A 17,386-nucleotide genomic window follows, 5' to 3' on the forward strand; every position below is an offset into this window, starting at 1 on the left:
ACCCCGATCCCAGTATTGATAGTAAGATCGCCCATCAAGTCGTAAAAATATCAAATGTTGATTTCGCCTTGATTGAAAACAGAACGGTCAGCAATTTGCTGACCGTTTTCACTATTTATGCTTATCTTGATAACACTCGCCGTTCACCCAAAGATGATCTTGCTCCCAGCTAAATTGCCATTTCCGTATCGGCCCTGCCATCACATTGAGATAATAATTATTGTAGCCGGCAATGGTTGCAACGGGGTGATAGCCTCTCGGCACTTTAACCACATCTTTATCATATACCGCCATACATTCATCTAATGTTCTATCCTCGGTATAAACCCGCTGCATTGCAAAGCCTTGTGGCGGATCGAACCGATGATAATAGGTTTCTTCCAGATAGGTTTCATTATCCGCATTTTTATCATCGTGTTTATGGCTCGGATAAGAGCTGGTATTGCCTTCATCGGTAAACACTTCGACCACTAATAAACTGTCTGCGGGTTCGGTTTCCGGCAAAATATTGTGCACCAGACGTTGATTACGCCCAAAGCCCCGTTTCTCTATGCCGATATGGTTCGGGCTAATCAGCCGAACCGGATAGTTACCTTTAGCAGGTGCTTTGCATACGGCTAATTCTAACGTCAGCTCCGTAGTTACCTGCACCTGTTTATGCGGCGGAATATAAACAGCGTAGGGAGGGATTTTCTCAAACGGTGTAATGCGATTACCGATATTTTCAAACGCATAATCATCGACATACACCGAGCCAAAGCCGGTAACAAACACCAAGCATAATTCATTGTGATCACTTTCAAGGGTGATTTGCTGTTGCTTGAGCTGATAAACCTCAAACCCAACATACTCCCAAGCCGCATTTTCGGGCGTGATCTGTTGAATTAAACCGTCGGCTTGCTGCACATTCGGTTTCGAGAGAAGTGGACTAGACATAACAACCTCTTTATCTAAATAGTCAGGTAGGAAAACTATACGCCGGCTTTCTCAAATTGAATACCAGCAATGTGCAAACTTGCTAACCAGATCACAAAAATGAAATAAATTTTTCATTTTTAAATGATATATATTGATATTTTCCATTTTTAGCGGTAGCTTATTGTCTATATTTTGCCCTTTAACGACCTGATAAGGAGTGCCTAAATGACCCAATTTGTCCCTAATTTTATTAACGGCGTTGCGTTAGAAAGTCAAAGCCAACGTATGCTTCCTGTCTTTAACCCTGCCACGGGTGAAGAGATCAAAAAAGTGAAATTAAGCACAGCGGACGAAGTCGATGCCGCCATTGCCGCCGCAGACCAAGCCTTTAAAAGCTGGTCGCAGCAATCCCCCCTACGCCGAGCCAGAATTCTATTTAATTTCAAAGCATTACTTGAAGCCCATTTCGATGAATTAGCCCGCTTAATCAGTACCGAGCACGGTAAAATCTACTCCGATGCAGTGGGCGAGCTGACCCGAGGCTTAGAAGTCGTCGAGTTTGCAACGGGTATTCCGCACCTACAAAAAGGCGAGTTCTCCGCCAATGCGGGACGTGGTATCGATATTCACTCTATACAACAACCGCTCGGCGTGGTTGCCGGCATTACTCCGTTTAATTTTCCGGCAATGGTGCCAATGTGGATGTTCCCAATAGCCCTTGCCTGCGGCAATACCTTTGTCCTAAAACCGTCTGAAAAAGATCCGTCCGTTTCGATTCGTTTAGCGGAACTGCTTAAAGAAGCCGGCTTACCGGACGGCGTATTTAACGTTGTACAAGGCGATAAAGAGGCGGTCGATATTCTATTAACCGACCCGCGTATTCAAGCGGTCAGTTTTGTCGGTTCGACTGCAATCGCCCAATATATCTATGAAACAGGCTCGGCACACGGCAAACGGGTGCAAGCCCTAGGCGGTGCGAAAAACCACGCCCTCATAATGCCCGATGCGGATATTCCGGCAACGGTCAATGCCTTGCTCGGTGCGGCATTTGGTGCGGCCGGCGAGCGTTGTATGGCATTATCCGTTGCGGTGATTGTCGGCGATGAACTGGCAGATAAAATCATCGAAAATCTTATTCCAAAAGTAAAAGCACTGAAAGTCGGTGCGGGGCTACTGCCGGAAGGTGTGGCTGAAAACGATATGGGACCGGTCATTTCCCAAGCGCATAAAGCGAAAATTGAGGACTATATTGCACAAGGAGTCGTACAAGGAGCAACCCTCTGCGTGGACGGGCGTAACTATACCGTAGCAGGCTTTGAGAGCGGTTATTTTGTCGGCGGTACACTGTTTGATCGCGTTACCCCTGAAATGACCATTTGGCAAGACGAAATTTTTGGGCCGGTACTTTCCATCGTACGGGTGAAAGATTATACGGAAGGAATGGCTGTCATCAACAGCCACCAATACGGAAACGGCAGCGCCATTTTCACCCGTGATGGCGATGCCGCCCGCCAATTCAGCCAAGATGTGCAAGCCGGAATGGTCGGCATCAATATTCCGATTCCAGTGCCGATGGCATTCCACTGCTTCGGCGGTTGGAAAGCCTCTATTTTCGGGCCGCTCAACGTCTATGGCAGCGATGGCGTACGCTTCTATACTCGAATGAAAACCATCACAACACGTTGGCCGGACAGTACCGTACGCACTCAAGCGGCGTTTAACTTCCCGACCTTATAAAATCGCCCAGCCTATTTTCGACCTATTCAGCGGTGAAGTCTCACCGCTTTTTTTATCGCCTTTCCTGGAAATTGTTCACCTCAATCGCTAAAAGATCACTTTAAAGGTTCGATTATGCAAATCGAAACACAACAAGCGGTCTGTTCTCCGCTATTTTTTGCAAAACAATGTGCAACCCTTGCCGTACAAAAAATGTGATCTGTTTAACATATTTTAAACAAAGCATTTGGTTTGAAATTTTTAGAATGTTATATTTCACTTTGAAAAAATTATTTCATTTGATTTATTTTTGAAATAAATTCCATTTCCTAGAAATATGAGGTTATGGAAAGACTGCCGGCAAGTTTGCCGCCCATTCCCACCTTAAAAAGAGGAGTTTGTAATGAAAATGCGTGTTAAGTTTGTATTGAGTGCATTAACACTCGGTTTAGCAATGAACAGTTTTGCTAAGGATGAATTAGTCGTATTCAGTTTGCCGAACTTATCTAGCCCGTTTGAAGTTCAACTTCAAAAAGTGGCTGTTGAAACGGGGAAAAAACTGGAGGTGAAGTTACAGGTTTTGGACGGTCAAAGCTCTTCCACCAAGCAGGCTTCCGATCTAGAAAATGCCATTACACGAGGTGCGAAAGGGATCATCATCTCACCCAATGATGTGAATGCGATTTCAGCGGCGGTCGAGGAGATCACCCAAGAAAATATTCCGGCGGCAACCTTAGATCGCAAGGTCGAAAGCAGCAAGCCTGTACCGCACTTTGGTGCAAACAACTACACTGGCGGGCAAGCGGTGGCGAAGGCGGTCAAAGCGAAATACCCTAACGGTGCCAAAATTATCCTCTTAACCGGTCAGCCCGGTTCAACGTCTAATATTGAGCGAACCCAAGGTATTCGTGATGAGCTGGCAGCCGGTGGTAGCCAATACCAAATCGTGATTAACCAAACGGGTAACTGGCTGCGTTCCGAAGGGCTGCGTATTATCGAAAGTGTATTGCCAACCTTAAAAGACAAGCCGGATGTGATTATTTCCGCTAACGATGATATGGCATTAGGGGCTATCGAGGCGTTACGCAGCCAAGGCTTAAAAGCCGGCGAGATCCTAGTAACCGGCTTTGATGCCACGCCGGAAGCACTCGCCCGTGTTAAAGACGGCTGGCTATTCTTAACCGCCGATCAACGCCCGGGTTTTGCCGTCAGCAGTGCGTTAGAACAAATTGTCGGCAATATTCGTGATAAAAAGCCTGTAACCGGCACAAACTACCCGCCGAAAATTATTCTCAAAGATAACCTGCAAGAAGCCGAACGTTTTGCAGAAGTCAGCGAATAATTTATCAGCCTTTCTGCTCTCCCTTGCAGAAAGGCATTTTCTTACGGAGGCTATATGTCCACTCCTTTACTCGAAGTTAAACACCTCACCAAAAGTTTTTCCGGCATTATGGCATTGGACGGGGTCAAACTCAGCGTTGCCAAAGGCGAAGTTCACGCTTTACTGGGCGAAAACGGTGCGGGTAAATCGACACTTTTAAAGGCGCTTTCTGGCGCACAACCGCAAACCAGCGGCGATATCATCTTTAACGGTGAAACATTAAGCCCGAACGATTCCCCCTTCGACCGCCAGCTTAAAGGCATTGTTACCATTTACCAAGAATTTAACTTATTGCCTAATATGACGGTAGCAGAAAATTTCTTTCTCGGCAGAGAGCCGGTAAACGGGCTGTTTGTCAATGAAAAAGCGGTCAATGCGGAAGCTCAGATTGTACTGGATAATCTCGGCCTGCATATCAAACCCGACACACAAGTATCCCGTTTAAGTGTTGCCCAACAACAAATGGTGGAAATCGCCCGTGCGATGACCTTAAATGCCAAACTGATTATTATGGATGAGCCGTCCGCCGCCCTCAGCGACAAAGAGGTCGAAACACTCCACCAAATCGTGCGGGATCTTAAACGCCGCGGCATCAGCGTTATTTATGTTACCCACCGCTTAAACGAAGTATTTGCCCTGTGCGACCGCTTCACCGTCTTTCAAGATGGGCGTTATTCTGGCGAGGGCAATGTCCAAAACGTAAATGTCGATCAGATCATCAAAATGATGGTCGGGCGGGAAGTCTCTTTCACCCGCAGACCTGCGTCCGACACTCACCACACCCACCGCCCCGTGCGTTTGGCGGTCAAAAATCTCTGTCGAGAAAAACCGGTACTCGATCCGCACGGTATCGCTTTACACGGCGTCTCGTTCAATATTCACGAAGGCGAGATACTGGGCATTGCAGGGCTTGTCGGCGCAGGTCGTACCGAAATTGCACGCTGTTTATTCGGCGTAGAAAGTTATACCGCCGATGAAATTAGCTTAGACGGTAGCCCCTACACTGCCGCCTCCCCGTTAGATGCGTTAGAAAAAGGCGTGGCATTAGTGCCGGAAGATCGCAAAAAAGAGGGGTTAGTGTTAGGTCTACCGATTAAAACCAATATGACCTTGCCGATTTTAGACAAATTACTCAAAGGCAACCTCTTTGTCGATAATAAAAAAGAAGATGATCTGATTGAAACCTACCGCCAAGCCTTACGCATCAAAATGGCAAGCAGCACGTTGGAAGCCCGCAAGCTCTCCGGCGGCAACCAGCAAAAAGTGATTTTGGCACGTTGTATGGCGCTCAATCCCAAAGTGCTGATTGTTGATGAGCCGACCAGAGGCATTGATGTCGGTGCAAAATCCGAAGTGCATCAAGTCTTGTTCGATATGGCAAAACAAGGGGTGGCGGTATTGGTTATTTCCTCGGATCTGCCGGAAATTATGGCGATTTCAGACCGCATCATCACCCTTTCCGAAGGGCGGGTAACCGGTGAAATTCACGGCGATGAGGCAACGGAAGAAAAACTTATGTCAATGATGGCTATCGGTGTTCAGCGAGACCAAGCCGCTTAAGAGAGGTTTATATGACAACACAATTTTTAAAAAATCTGGGAATGATTGACGATCAGGGCAACATTGATTTTATTGCATTCTTTGAACGCTTCGGCGTCCTCATTTTCCTAATCTTACTTATCATCTTCTTCACATCACAAAACAGTGCCTTTCTCTCACAACGCAATATTTATAACGTCTTAACCGAAGTCTCCATTTTCGGCATTATGGCGGTTGGAATGACCTTTGTGATCTTAACTGCCGGCATCGATCTCTCGGTCGGCTCAATTCTTGCCGTTACGGCAATGTTCGCTGCGTACATTATTAAGGGAGAAAATACCGTAACAGTGGAAGCCGGTGCGTGGGGCGGAATGAGCTGGCTGATCGGCTTATCCGTCTGTTTAGGATTAGGCACGCTCATCGGCTGGCTACACGGCTTGGGCGTGACCAAACTCAAACTGCCGCCGTTTATCATCACCCTCGGCGGAATGACAATTTGGCGGGGCTTAACCCTTGTGCTGAACAACGGCTCGCCAATCGCCGGTTTTGATGAAGGCTATCGCTGGTGGGGACGTGGCGATCTGCTCGGTGTCCCCGTACCGGTCATCATCTTTGCCGTCGTTGCCATTATCGGCTATTTCGCCTTACACAAAACCCGCTGGGGACGTTATGTATATTCTGTCGGCGGCAATCCCGAAGCCGCCCGCCTTGCCGGTGTTAATATCAACCGCACCTTAGTGAGCGTCTATGTGGTGATCGGTGCATTAGCCGGATTAGCGGGCTTTATCCTCTCCGCTCGGCTTGGCAGTGCCGAATCAGTTGCCGGCGTCTCCTTTGAGCTACGGGTGATTGCCTCGGTCGTCATCGGCGGCACCTCACTAATGGGCGGCTACGGACGCATTACCGGCACAATTATCGGATCTATCATTATGGGCGTGCTAATCAACGGCTTAGTGCTAATGGATGTGTCCGCCTATTACCAGCAAATTATTATGGGCGTTATCATTATTCTTGCCGTGGCTTTCGACACCTACGCCAAGAGCAGACGCGGCGCAATCTAACCCTCAAAGAGCGAACCCTTGTTCGCTCTCTTTTGAGCTAAATCGGCATTATGCCGCCAACGCACAACATAATGATTTCAATCTTATTGTAGGGACACACTGCGTGTGTCCTTTGTAAAAATTAAATTATTTCAATAGTTAAAACCCGGACACACGCAGTGTGTCCCTACAAGGGAACAAAAAACAACTTTGTGCAACTGCGACATAATATTGTAATGTTGCAAAAAACACCCCAAAACTCACCGCTTGTTTCAACAAGGATCAGATTATGAAAACCGTAAATATCGGCTTGGTCGGCACCGGCTATATCGGACGTTGCCACGCCATTGCTTATGCACAAACCCCGACACTCTTTCCGCTGAAAGGCAAAATCCGACTCGCCTATTTGGCTGAAATCAACCAAGCACTCGCCGAACAAAAGGCGCAAGAATTTGGCTTTGCCCGTGCGACTGACGATTGGCGAAAATTAGTTGCCGATCCGAATGTCGATGTCGTGGATATTTGCACACCGAATTTCCTGCATAAAGAGATTGCATTAGAAGCGATCAAACACGGCAAGCACGTTTACTCGGAAAAACCGCTGGCGCTCACGGCAGCCGATGCGAAAGAGATGGTCGAAGCCGCCCGCCAAGCCGGCGTCAAAACCTTAGTCGGCTTTAACTACATTAAAAACCCGACCACACAGCTTGCCCGTCAAATTATCCAAAACGGCGAAATCGGCGAGGTCGTCCATTTTTACGGCACTCATCACGAAGACTATCTCGCAAATCCCGCTACCCCGATCGACTGGCACTGCTATAAAGATAAAGCAGGGCTAGGCACGCTCGGCGATTTAGCCGCACACATCGTCAATATGGCGCACTATTTGGTCGGCAAGCAGATTGTGAGCGTGATTGGCGATATGCAAACGGTGATTAGCGAACGCCCGAATCCGTACAATTTAGCGGAAAAAATCAACGTGGAAAATGAAGATCAGGCAAGTGCTTTAGTGCGCTTTGCCAATGGCGTAATGGGGACGATTGAAAGCTCACGCATTGCCTGCGGACGTAAAATGGGGCTGACCTATGTCGTAACCGGCACCAAAGGCACACTCAGCTACACCCAAGAACGAATGGCAGAACTGAAACTCTACCGCCACGATGACGCAATTTCCCGCCAAGGTTTCAAAACCATTTTGGTCGGCCCCGAACACCCCGATTATGCCGCGTTCTGCGTCAGTGCCGGACACGGCATCGGCTTTAATGACCAAAAAAGCGTAGAAATCCGTGATTTGATCAACGGCATTGCCGCCGGTGATCCGATGTTTCCCGATTTTGAAGAGGGCTACCGCGTTTCGTGTGTGTTAGAAGCGATCGCAAAATCGGCACAGGAAAAACGCTGGGTGGACGTCAGCGAGATTTCCACCTAAAACCGAGAAAGAAAAACGCCGTGTCAATAAAGACACAGCGTTGTGATTTTATCGTCATTTATGGCGCAATCGAAACTTCGCTCATCATATCGGTGCGCCACGCTGGCGTCCGTTTTATCACACATTAACACGATTTAACTTCAATGAATGTCAGTGGATATTACACTCTCCGTCTGATGTGTTGGTCGGATATCGCAAAAAAACCGACTAACCCGACCGCTTGTCATCGCAATAGATTATGCGATTTCACTCAATTTCACCGGACGGTTTTCCGCAAGGGATTTTTGGGCTGCCAATGCGATTAACACGGGCTGTAAGCCGTCATTACCATTGACGAGGGTCGGTTTGTCATTCACGACCGAATCCACAAAACAACGGATTTCATCGGCGAAAGATTGCATATAACGCTCCAAGAAGAAATATTTCGGTTTTTCGGCGATCACGCCGTTTTCTCCGGAAAACACTGCCGTTGAGCCGGTATCGTTGGTGATGTGAACCGCCCCTTTTGAGCCAAACACTTCCGCACGCTGATCGTAGCCATAGGCGGCTTTACGGCTGTTATCAATCACCCCGATTGCGCCGTTTGCCAATTTTAAGGTGATGACCGCCGTGTCAATATCTCCCGCCGCGCCGATTGCCGCATCAACCAAAACCGTACCAACCGCAAACACCTCCTCCACTTCGCTGCCTGAGAGGTAGCGGATCATATCGAAATCGTGAATGGTCATATCAAAAAACATACCGCCGGAGACTTTCACATACTCAATCGGCGGGGCTTCCGGATCACGAGATGTTACTCGAATAATATGCGGTTCACCGATATCCCCTGCCACAATCCGATCTTTAATCGCTTTAAAATTATGATCAAAGCGGCGGTTAAACCCGACTTGAAATTTCACGCCGGCTTTATCTACCGCTGCCAATACCGCCCGAATATTTGCCGGATCGGCGTCCACCGGTTTTTCACAGAAAACGTGTTTACCCGCTTGGGCGGCTTCAATCGAAATCGGGGCGTGGGTGTTAGTCGAAGAACACACCAGAACAGCATCGATCTCAGGATCTTGCAAGATGTTTTTATAATCGCTATAAACGTTCGGAATACCCATTGATGCTGCCCAAGCGGTCAGTTCATCACTGATTTTTACATCGGAAATCGCTTTAATGTCCACCCCTTTCACATATTTGCCGATACTCTCGGCGTGTACCCGCCCGATACGCCCTGCGCCGATAATGCCTATTTTTAACATATTAAACTCCTGCAACATCACGAATATACTGTCTGCCTTTGAGGGCATATTCAAATGGGTTGGCAATTGCCGGATCTTGTTCGGCTTCTACCACCATCCAACCTTGATAATTGTGTTGGTCGAGAATATCGAAAATCGGTTTGAAATCGATCACGCCATCACCCGGTACGGTAAAAGTGCCTTTTTTGACCCCTTCCAAGAAACTCAAGTCGTTGGCTTTTACCTGTGCCACCACTTCATCACGCACATCTTTTAAATGCACGTGGATAATGCGATCAATATACTTTTCCAACACGCCCAACATTGCTTGTTGGCTTCCTTCGGAATAGTACAAATGCCCTGAATCAAACAGCAAATAGACGTCATCATTCACCGCTGCCATATAGCGATCCACTTCTTCAGGGGTTTGAATCCCCGTCCCCATATGATGATGCAGACACACTTTCATTCCCTTTTCCGCCGCCAGCTTTGCCAGTTCGTTATAGCCTTGTGCCATTTTCGCCCAATCTTCATCGTTAAAAATCGGCTTGTCTTTGAAAACGGCTTTGGTTGTGCCTTGAATGCTGCGGCTTTGCTCGGAACAACCGATCACTTTTGCCCCCATTGCGTGCAGAAAATCACGGTGTTTGATAAAGGCGGCGAGGGTTTCTTCCCGCTTGCCGTCCACAAAAAAGGTGCTGAACCACGCATTACAGATTTGCATTCCCCGCAGGTTTAGCTTGTGCTTCAGCACCGCCACATCGCGTGGATACTTATTTCCCACCTCGCAGCCCGTATAGCCCGCTAACGCCATCTCGCTGATACATTGCTCGAAGCTGTTTTCCGCCCCCAAGTCGGGCAAATCATCATTCGTCCAGCCAATCGGCGCAATGCCGAGTTGAATATTTTCTGCTTTCATAGAAAAACCTCGTTTGGTTTAGAGATAAACTGAATAAACAAGCGGCAAGATGTTGCACAATATTTGCAACATCAGCTTGGTGCTTTGCAAATTAACGCCCGCAAACAACCGCTTGTATCGATCCTTCAATCAAGGGAGCATCATCGGATCAATATTTTCTCGCTTTCGCTAACTGTGCAACGGATCTTGCTCTCGCCTGTTGAACCCGCTCACTGTCGGCAACTTCCGCCACCCCAACGTGCCACCAGCAACCATAGCCGTGCGCCATTGTTTTCGGCAGCACTTTCACATCGATCAAGGTCGAAACCCTTTGCCGCTTCGCATCAACAAGGGCAGCTCGCAACTCGGCTTCATTCGTAACACGGTAAGTTTTGCAACCGTAGGCTTGCGCATTTTTGGCAAAATCGATCGGCACTAAGCCACCGTTCAACCGATTTGTATCGTGGTTGCGGAAACGAAACTCCGTGCCGAAACTGTCCATTCCGTTGCCGATTTGCAGGTTATTAATGCAACCGTTCGCCATATTATCAAACAGCACCACATTGATTTTCTTGCCTTCTTGGATTGAAGTTACCAATTCGGAGTGTGCCATCAGATAAGAGCCGTCGCCGAGCAGCGCATATACTTCCCGCGCCGGTTCGGCAATTTTCACCCCCACCGCTGCGCTGACCTCATAGCCCATACAGGAATAGCCGTACTCAAGGTGGTAAGTCCCTTCGCCTTTGCAGAGCCAACTACGCTGTAAATCGCCGGGTAAACTGCCGGCAGCGGCAACAATAATCGCATCGTGATCAATCGTCTCGTTCACAATCCCCAGCACTTGCGACTGGGTCAGTTGTGAGCCGGTTAAGCCGATAAATTCCCGATGCACCACTTGATGATCCAGCTCATCGTTGATTTCGGGGGTAAAATCAGGGCGATAACGCACATTGCGCAACCGCTGAATTTCTTCGGCAAAATCGGCTTTAGCGTGCTTAATCGCATCGCCCCATTGCGTTTTGTAATCCCTCGGCAAAGCTAGGCGAAGTGCCTCCAGTGCGGTTTTCGCATCCGCCACCAGTTGTACGCCATCAAGTTTATAGGCATCAAAACGGGCGATATTGATATTCAAAAATTGCACGTCGGGCTGCTGGAATAACCATTTTGATGAGGTGGTGAAATCGGTATAGCGTGTACCAATCCCGATGATTAAATCCGCCTCTTTTGCCAAACGGTTGGCTGCCAAGCAACCCGTTTCCCCTACGCCGCCGACATTGAGTGGATCGTCAGAGATCACCGCACTTCTGCCCGCTTGAGTTTCGGCAAACGGAATCCCAAACCGGGTTGCAAATTGTTGCAACATTCGACCCGCTTGCGAGTAACGCACGCCCCCGCCGCAAATGATCAACGGCTTCTGCTTGCTCATCAACAACGCTATCGCTTGCTCAAGGGCTGCCGCCGTTGGCGGCGTGCGTTCTAAACGATGCACCCTTTTCTGTAAGAAACTGTTTGGGAAGTCAAAACTTTCCGCCTGCACGTCTTGCGGCAACGCAATCGTTACCGCACCGGTTTCCGCCGGATCGGTCAGCACCCGAAACGCATTGATACAGGCACTCATTAACTGTTCGGGGCGTTGCACTCTGTCCCAATATTTACTTACCGCTCGAAACGCATCGTTCGTGCTGATGCTCAAATCATAGGGTTGCTCAATCTGTTGTAATACCGGATCCGGCTGGCGGGAGGCAAACACATCGCCGGGCAGCAGTAATAGCGGAATACGGTTCGCCGTGGCGGTTGCCGCAGCAGTAACCATATTTGCCGCCCCCGGTCCGACTGATGAAGTACAGGCAATGATTTTTTGCCTCAAATTTTGCTTAGCAAAGCCTATCGCCAAATGCGCCATTCCCTGTTCGTTCCGCCCTTGATAAAGGGTCAGCTCCCCCGCATCTTGCGCTAACGCCTGCCCAATACCCAGCACGTTGCCGTGTCCGAAAATCGCTGCGATACCGTGGACAAATTTGATTTCTTGACCGTCAACGTCCAAATATTGATTATCCAAAAAACGAACCAGTGCCTGTGCCACGGTTAAACGTGTTGTCTGCATAACGCCCCCTTGGGTTCACCGCCGAGACAAGCGGTCTGTTTGCTACCCATTTTTGCAAAATGAAAATTTTATTTCATTTATAATAGCAGGCAATAGGGAAAAAAGATGTGAACCAGTTCACATTTCGGCAAAATTCTCACTTTTATCCGCAATATGAGAACTTAATCACAGAAATGATAATTTAAAATAGAATAAATTTGAAATAAATATTTCACTTTGTATAATGCCTTACATCAACACATTTTCGTTAAAAGGAGTGCGCTATGGCGACTGTAAATCATCAAGATCGCCCGCTGGATTTGATCTGCTTGGGGCGGGTAGCTGTCGATCTCTATGGACAACAAATCGGATCACGCTTGGAAGATATGACGACCTTTGCCAAATATTTGGGCGGTTCTTCCGGCAATGTCGCTTACGGCGCGGCGGTGCAAGGGCTGCGTTCCTCAATGTTGGCACGGGTAGGCGATGAACATATGGGGCGTTTTTTGCGGGAAGAGTTGGACAGTGTCGGCGTTGATACCAGCCATTTAATCACTGACAAAGATCATCTCACCGCACTCGTCATCTTAGGCATTAAAGACAAAGAAACCTTTCCGTTGATTTTCTATCGGGATAATTGTGCCGATATGGCGCTCACCAAAGATGATTTCAGTGAAGCCTACATTGCCTCCAGCCGTGCTTTAGCCATTACCGGTACGCATCTTTCCCACCCGAAAACCCGTGAAGCTGTGCTGACGGCACTGGAATATGCCGGCAGAAATGAGGTAAAACGTGCGTTGGATATTGATTACCGTCCGGTACTGTGGGGGCTTACCTCATTGGGAGACGGCGAAACCCGCTATATCGACAATGCGGAAGTAACGAAATCCCTGCAAGCCGTGTTGCACCATTTTGATCTGATTGTCGGCACAGAAGAAGAATTTCATATCGCCGGCGGCTCAACGGATACGCTCACCGCCTTAAAAAATGTGCGAAACGTCTCCGATGCCGTGCTTGTGTGTAAACGGGGCGCACTAGGTTGCTCCGTATTCGAGGGCGCATTGCCGGCGGATTTGGACGGCGGTTTAAACGTGTACGGCGTACAGGTCGAAGTGCTAAATGTGCTGGGGGCTGGCGATGCCTTTATGTCAGGCTTAATGCGTGGCTATTTGAATAATGAAGGCTGGGCGCAAGCGTGTCGCTATGCCAATGCGTGCGGGGCGTTAGTGGTTTCCCGCCACGGTTGCTCGCCGGCAATGCCGACCAAACGGGAGCTGGACGACTATTTAACCCGAGCGGAATCCGTGCCTCGCCCTGATTTAGATGAGCGGCTCAATCACCTTCACCGTGTTACCACCCGCAAAAAACAGTGGGAAAATCTCTGTATTTTTGCCTTTGATCACCGCAAGCAGTTAGTTGATATGGCAGATAAAGTCAGTGCCGACACCGCTCGCTTACCGAAACTGAAACAACTGTTGCTTAAAGCAATGGAACAAGCTGCCGAGCAAGCGGGCTTACCGCACAATCAGGCGGGTATTCTCGCCGACACGACGTTCGGTCAAGATGCGCTAAATGCGATTACCGGTAAAGATTACTGGATCGCCCGCCCGATTGAAGCGCCGTCCTCACGCCCACTCTCATTAGAATACGGCGATTTAGGCACACAGTTAGCCACATTCCCTCGGGATCACGTGATTAAATGCTTAGCATTCTACCACCCTCACGATGATGCCGAGTTAAAGGCAAACCAGGATCGTAAATTAAAAGAGATCTACCAAGCCTGCTGCCGTACAGGACACGAATTGCTACTTGAGATTATTCTCCCGGCAGATATGCCGCAAGATGAAGGCTTTTACCAAAAAGCGATCTCCGATTTTTATCAGCTCGGTATCAAACCGGAATGGTGGAAGCTGCCCAGTCTTTCCACACCACAATGGCAAGCGATTGCCGACACGATTGAAGCAAACGATCCGGACTGTCGCGGTATTCTGATTTTAGGGCTAGATGCCCCCCTTGATAGCTTTAAGGAGATCTTTGCACAAGCCAAAGGCTGCCACAAAGTGAAAGGGTTTGCGGTCGGGCGTACTATTTTCGGCGAACCTGCCGAAAAATGGCTTGCCAATCAACTTGACGATCAAGGCTTAATCAATGCCGTCTCCCAAAAATACCGCACATTGATTGAATTTTGGCAGCAACGTTAATTCTCCCTTTACCTATTATCAAAAGGACGCCGGCGTGGCGTCCTTCTATCATTGCTCGCAGTCCAATTTGTACAGCAGCTATATAGCTCTGCAAAAAATCAGGTATAACAGACCGCTTGTTAATACACGAAATCACCAAATATCTATAAAAAAAGATAATATCGGCTAAATAGAAACAATAAAATATTCGCTCATATTCATTTCATCATCAGCGAAAATAATCCTATTTAATAACGAAAGTAGGTATAATGAAACAAAAATTCAACAAGAGAATACATTGAAATGAATGAACCTACCCAACTTGCTCATTTTCAGGAGGAAATTCGTAAGCAATATGACGGTTTGAGCAAACGATTAAAACAGGTGGCACAATATGTGTTGGATAACGGTAACAGCGTGGTATTTGATACGGTATCGACCATTGCCGAACGTGCCGGTGTGCCGCCTTCCACCCTTATTCGTTTTGCCAACGCCTTTGGCTTTAGCGGCTTTAACGAAGTGAAGCAGCTTTTCCGTCAAGATATGATGGAAGGCACATCACGCTATACCGAACGGGTACAACTGTTCCGCCAAATTGAACCTGATATTGACGGGCAAAGCAGTGATTTGAGTCAGGTTCTGAATGTGTTCGCACAAGGTAATACGCAAGCCCTGCAACAGCTGGCAAAAAAAGTCAGCAACGAGCAACTGGAGCAAGTGGTAACTATTTTAAATGATGCCAAACGCATTTTTATTGTCGGCTTAAAACGCTCATTCAGTATCGCCAACTATCTCAACTATGCCCTGCATCATTTAGATTATGATGTCTTTATGATTGACGGTTCAGGCGGTATGTTTGATGAACAACTTAATCGCATTACTGAAGGCGATGCGCTGATTGCCATCAGCTTTTCCCCCTACGCTAACGAAACGGTGAATGTGGTTACCGCCACCGCCAGACCCGGCGTTAAACATATCGCCATTACCGACAGCCAACTCAGCCCGTTACTGGCGTTCAGCGATGTCTCCTTTATCATTAAAGAAGCGCAACTGAGCGGATTCCGCTCCCAATGTGCGACAATGACGCTGGTACAAACCATTGCCGTTTCCCTTGCATTAAGAAAGGCATAATGAATAGACCTGCCAAAACGCAGGTCTCTCTAATTACGCCATTAACGCTTGAATTTCATCGCAATATTGCGCCGATTTCACCCCAAAAATAATTTGCTGCATATTGCCGACTTTCACGACATCGACCGCCCCCAATTTTTTCAAAGCGGCTTTATCTAAAAGGCGATCATTATGCAGTACCACTCTTAAACGGGTCAAACAGGCTTCCACATTTTGAATATTCTCTATATGACCTAATGCAGCTAAAATATTATTGATAACAGCCATTTTGCCTCCTTTATTCCACCAATATCACAATGACGATAACCGCTATTTATCCCAAATTCACCTCACTATTTTACACCTAATCAAATCACCGCAACAAGCTATTAGACACTTGATATTTATAGCATAATCTGATGAAAAATAACGTTTGTTTTAAATCTCCCGATATAAATGACGCCGCAAAAATAAATTGATTGCGTACTTAAATTACCTCTATTTTTAAAATAATCATTCAGCCATAAATCGCCCATTGGTAAAAAGAAAAAGTTACTGTTAAAATAAACCACTCTCTTTGATTGCAAAGGACTCTCACGATGAACATTCCATTTTGCTTACCCGAAAATATTACCCCCGAAATTTTTTTGCAAGATTATTGGCAGAAACAACCGCTTGTGATCCGCAACGGCTTACCGCAAATTGTCGGTTTATTTGAACCGGCGGATATTATCGAGCTAGCACAACAAGAGGACGTTACCGCCCGCCTGATCCGCACCGATATAGGCGAAAACGGCGAAAAATGGTCGCTCAAACGCAGCCCGCTAAGCGACAGCGATTTCCAAAACTTGCCGGCACAATGGTCTGTTCTCGTGCAAAATCTGGAACAATGGTCTCCGGAATTAGGGGCATTGTGGCAAGCCTTCGGCTATATTCCGCAATGGCAACGGGACGATATTATGGTGTCTTATGCACCGAAAGGCGGTTCGGTCGGTCGCCATTATGATGAATATGACGTGTTCTTAGTGCAGGGTTACGGTCATCGCCGCTGGCAATTAGGCAAGTGGTGTGATCCCAGCACCGAGTTCAAGCCCAACCAGCCAATCCGTATTTTTGACGATATGGGAGAGCTGATTTTTGATGAAGTGCTTGCGCCAGGCGATGTGCTGTATGTGCCGTCCCGCCTGTCGCACTATGGCGTGGCACAGGACGACTGCCTCACTTTCTCATTCGGCTTACGTTTTCCAAATGCCGCGGACTTACTGGAAAACCTATGTAAAACCCTTGAGCATCAAAGCGAGAGTTTACCGACCTCACAATTCACCCTACCATTTCGGCTTTCACCTGCCGAGCAGTCGAACGGCTTGCTCGATCCGCAAATGGTTGCACGCCTCAAACAGCAACTCATTGCGTTATTACAACACGCCGAACAATTTGATGCGCTCTTTACCCACAGCGTTGCCACCGCCGTCAGCGCCCGCCGCTACGAACAACTAACGGAGGACAATGCGTTCTATCCGGACGAGGTGCAAGAAATACTGGAAGCGGGCGGCTGGATTCAGCAAGATGCCAACGTCAAAATTGTCTATACGGACAATCCGCAGCGGGTGTATGTCAACGGCGAGTGGATTGACGAACTTAACGAAGCCGAAGCGACATTATTGATTAGAATAGCCAATGGCGATGCGATTTCGTGGAATAAATTGGCTGCCCAAGCGGAAAATCAGGATCAACTCGAACTACTGCTCGACAGCCTGTGCGATTGGCTGGATAACGGCTGGCTGATCTTAGAAGAAGCGGAATAAATCCGACTTGCTATCCGCAAGCGGTCTGTTTCCCCCTTTATTCTGCAAAAAACAATAATAT

At 47.8% G+C, this 17,386-nt stretch carries 13 protein-coding genes; 8 read left to right on the forward strand and 5 right to left on the reverse strand.

Translation table 11 applies throughout. The features are described from left to right. Nucleotides 1–111: 111 nt before the first annotated feature. Entirely contained in the window at nucleotides 112–936 is an 825-nt protein-coding gene (gene iolB / locus E4T80_RS07135; RefSeq protein WP_135056641.1) for a 5-deoxy-glucuronate isomerase, read from the reverse strand. Between the two features lie 207 nt (nucleotides 937–1,143). Here iolB and E4T80_RS07140 point away from each other — a divergent pair, with 207 nt between their 5' ends. From E4T80_RS07140 to E4T80_RS07160, 5 genes are all read left to right on the forward strand, one after another. Continuing rightward, nucleotides 1,144–2,655, forward strand: coding sequence for a CoA-acylating methylmalonate-semialdehyde dehydrogenase (locus E4T80_RS07140; RefSeq protein ID WP_135056644.1), 1,512 nt, complete (start codon nucleotides 1,144–1,146; stop codon nucleotides 2,653–2,655). Between the two features lie 382 nt (nucleotides 2,656–3,037). Beyond that, on the forward strand, nucleotides 3,038–3,976 hold the full coding sequence (locus tag E4T80_RS07145; protein ID WP_047975750.1) for a sugar ABC transporter substrate-binding protein: 939 nt from the start codon (nucleotides 3,038–3,040) through the stop codon (nucleotides 3,974–3,976). Between the two features lie 54 nt (nucleotides 3,977–4,030). Next, nucleotides 4,031–5,575: a sugar ABC transporter ATP-binding protein gene (locus E4T80_RS07150; protein WP_135056647.1), complete on the forward strand. Its 1,545-nt coding sequence runs from the start codon at nucleotides 4,031–4,033 to the stop codon at nucleotides 5,573–5,575. A gap of 11 nt (nucleotides 5,576–5,586) precedes the next feature. Beyond that, nucleotides 5,587–6,615 (forward strand): ABC transporter permease, encoded by a 1,029-nt coding sequence (locus E4T80_RS07155; protein ID WP_135056650.1) that lies wholly within the window; start codon nucleotides 5,587–5,589, stop codon nucleotides 6,613–6,615. 268 nt (nucleotides 6,616–6,883) lie between these two features. Beyond that, nucleotides 6,884–8,023 (forward strand): Gfo/Idh/MocA family protein, encoded by a 1,140-nt coding sequence (locus E4T80_RS07160; protein ID WP_135056653.1) that lies wholly within the window; start codon nucleotides 6,884–6,886, stop codon nucleotides 8,021–8,023. A 236-nt stretch (nucleotides 8,024–8,259) separates the two neighbouring features. Here E4T80_RS07160 and iolG read toward each other — a convergent pair whose 3' ends face one another. From iolG to iolD, 3 genes are all read right to left on the reverse strand, one after another. Then, entirely contained in the window at nucleotides 8,260–9,270 is a 1,011-nt protein-coding gene (gene iolG / locus E4T80_RS07165; RefSeq protein ID WP_135056656.1) for an inositol 2-dehydrogenase, read from the reverse strand. Nucleotide 9,271: 1 nt separating this feature from the next. Continuing rightward, a complete protein-coding gene (iolE, locus tag E4T80_RS07170) occupies nucleotides 9,272–10,168 on the reverse strand; it encodes a myo-inosose-2 dehydratase (protein WP_135056659.1) in 897 nt (298 codons plus the stop codon). A 148-nt stretch (nucleotides 10,169–10,316) separates the two neighbouring features. Further along, entirely contained in the window at nucleotides 10,317–12,251 is a 1,935-nt protein-coding gene (gene iolD, locus E4T80_RS07175) for a 3D-(3,5/4)-trihydroxycyclohexane-1,2-dione acylhydrolase (decyclizing) (protein WP_135056663.1), read from the reverse strand. Between the two features lie 263 nt (nucleotides 12,252–12,514). On the opposite strand from iolD, the gene E4T80_RS07180 reads away from it, so the two are divergent. Then, nucleotides 12,515–14,431 (forward strand): bifunctional 5-dehydro-2-deoxygluconokinase/5-dehydro-2-deoxyphosphogluconate aldolase, encoded by a 1,917-nt coding sequence (locus E4T80_RS07180; protein ID WP_135056666.1) that lies wholly within the window; start codon nucleotides 12,515–12,517, stop codon nucleotides 14,429–14,431. Nucleotides 14,432–14,713: 282 nt separating this feature from the next. Next, the gene (locus tag E4T80_RS07185; protein ID WP_135056669.1) at nucleotides 14,714–15,541 is read left to right on the forward strand and encodes a MurR/RpiR family transcriptional regulator; all 828 of its coding nucleotides are present in this window, start codon (nucleotides 14,714–14,716) and stop codon (nucleotides 15,539–15,541) included. Nucleotides 15,542–15,574: 33 nt separating this feature from the next. On the opposite strand, the gene E4T80_RS07190 is transcribed toward E4T80_RS07185, so the two are convergent. Further along, complete coding sequence (locus E4T80_RS07190; protein ID WP_053067685.1) at nucleotides 15,575–15,808, reverse strand: PTS transporter subunit EIIB; 234 nt, start codon at nucleotides 15,806–15,808, stop codon at nucleotides 15,575–15,577. Between the two features lie 311 nt (nucleotides 15,809–16,119). Between E4T80_RS07190 and E4T80_RS07195 the strand changes: the two genes are divergently transcribed. Continuing rightward, on the forward strand, nucleotides 16,120–17,325 hold the full coding sequence (locus tag E4T80_RS07195; protein WP_135056672.1) for a ribosomal protein uL16 3-hydroxylase: 1,206 nt from the start codon (nucleotides 16,120–16,122) through the stop codon (nucleotides 17,323–17,325). Nucleotides 17,326–17,386: the final 61 nt, after the last annotated feature.

It is taken from the genome of Muribacter muris (assembly GCF_004569585.1).
Taxonomy (GTDB): domain Bacteria; phylum Pseudomonadota; class Gammaproteobacteria; order Enterobacterales; family Pasteurellaceae; genus Muribacter; species Muribacter muris.

Coding starts and splice junctions, on each gene's coding strand:
- E4T80_RS07195 (WP_135056672.1), top strand. CDS start 16,120: ATGAACATTCCATTTTGCTTACCCGAAAATATTACCCCCGAAATTTTT.
- E4T80_RS07160 (WP_135056653.1), top strand. CDS start 6,884: ATGAAAACCGTAAATATCGGCTTGGTCGGCACCGGCTATATCGGACGT.
- E4T80_RS07155 (WP_135056650.1), top strand. CDS start 5,587: ATGACAACACAATTTTTAAAAAATCTGGGAATGATTGACGATCAGGGC.
- E4T80_RS07150 (WP_135056647.1), top strand. CDS start 4,031: ATGTCCACTCCTTTACTCGAAGTTAAACACCTCACCAAAAGTTTTTCC.
- E4T80_RS07140 (WP_135056644.1), top strand. CDS start 1,144: ATGACCCAATTTGTCCCTAATTTTATTAACGGCGTTGCGTTAGAAAGT.
- iolG (WP_135056656.1), bottom strand. CDS start 9,270: ATGTTAAAAATAGGCATTATCGGCGCAGGGCGTATCGGGCGGGTACAC.
- iolE (WP_135056659.1), bottom strand. CDS start 10,168: ATGAAAGCAGAAAATATTCAACTCGGCATTGCGCCGATTGGCTGGACG.
- E4T80_RS07145 (WP_047975750.1), top strand. CDS start 3,038: ATGAAAATGCGTGTTAAGTTTGTATTGAGTGCATTAACACTCGGTTTA.
- iolD (WP_135056663.1), bottom strand. CDS start 12,251: ATGCAGACAACACGTTTAACCGTGGCACAGGCACTGGTTCGTTTTTTG.
- iolB (WP_135056641.1), bottom strand. CDS start 936: ATGTCTAGTCCACTTCTCTCGAAACCGAATGTGCAGCAAGCCGACGGT.
- E4T80_RS07180 (WP_135056666.1), top strand. CDS start 12,515: ATGGCGACTGTAAATCATCAAGATCGCCCGCTGGATTTGATCTGCTTG.
- E4T80_RS07190 (WP_053067685.1), bottom strand. CDS start 15,808: ATGGCTGTTATCAATAATATTTTAGCTGCATTAGGTCATATAGAGAAT.
- E4T80_RS07185 (WP_135056669.1), top strand. CDS start 14,714: ATGAATGAACCTACCCAACTTGCTCATTTTCAGGAGGAAATTCGTAAG.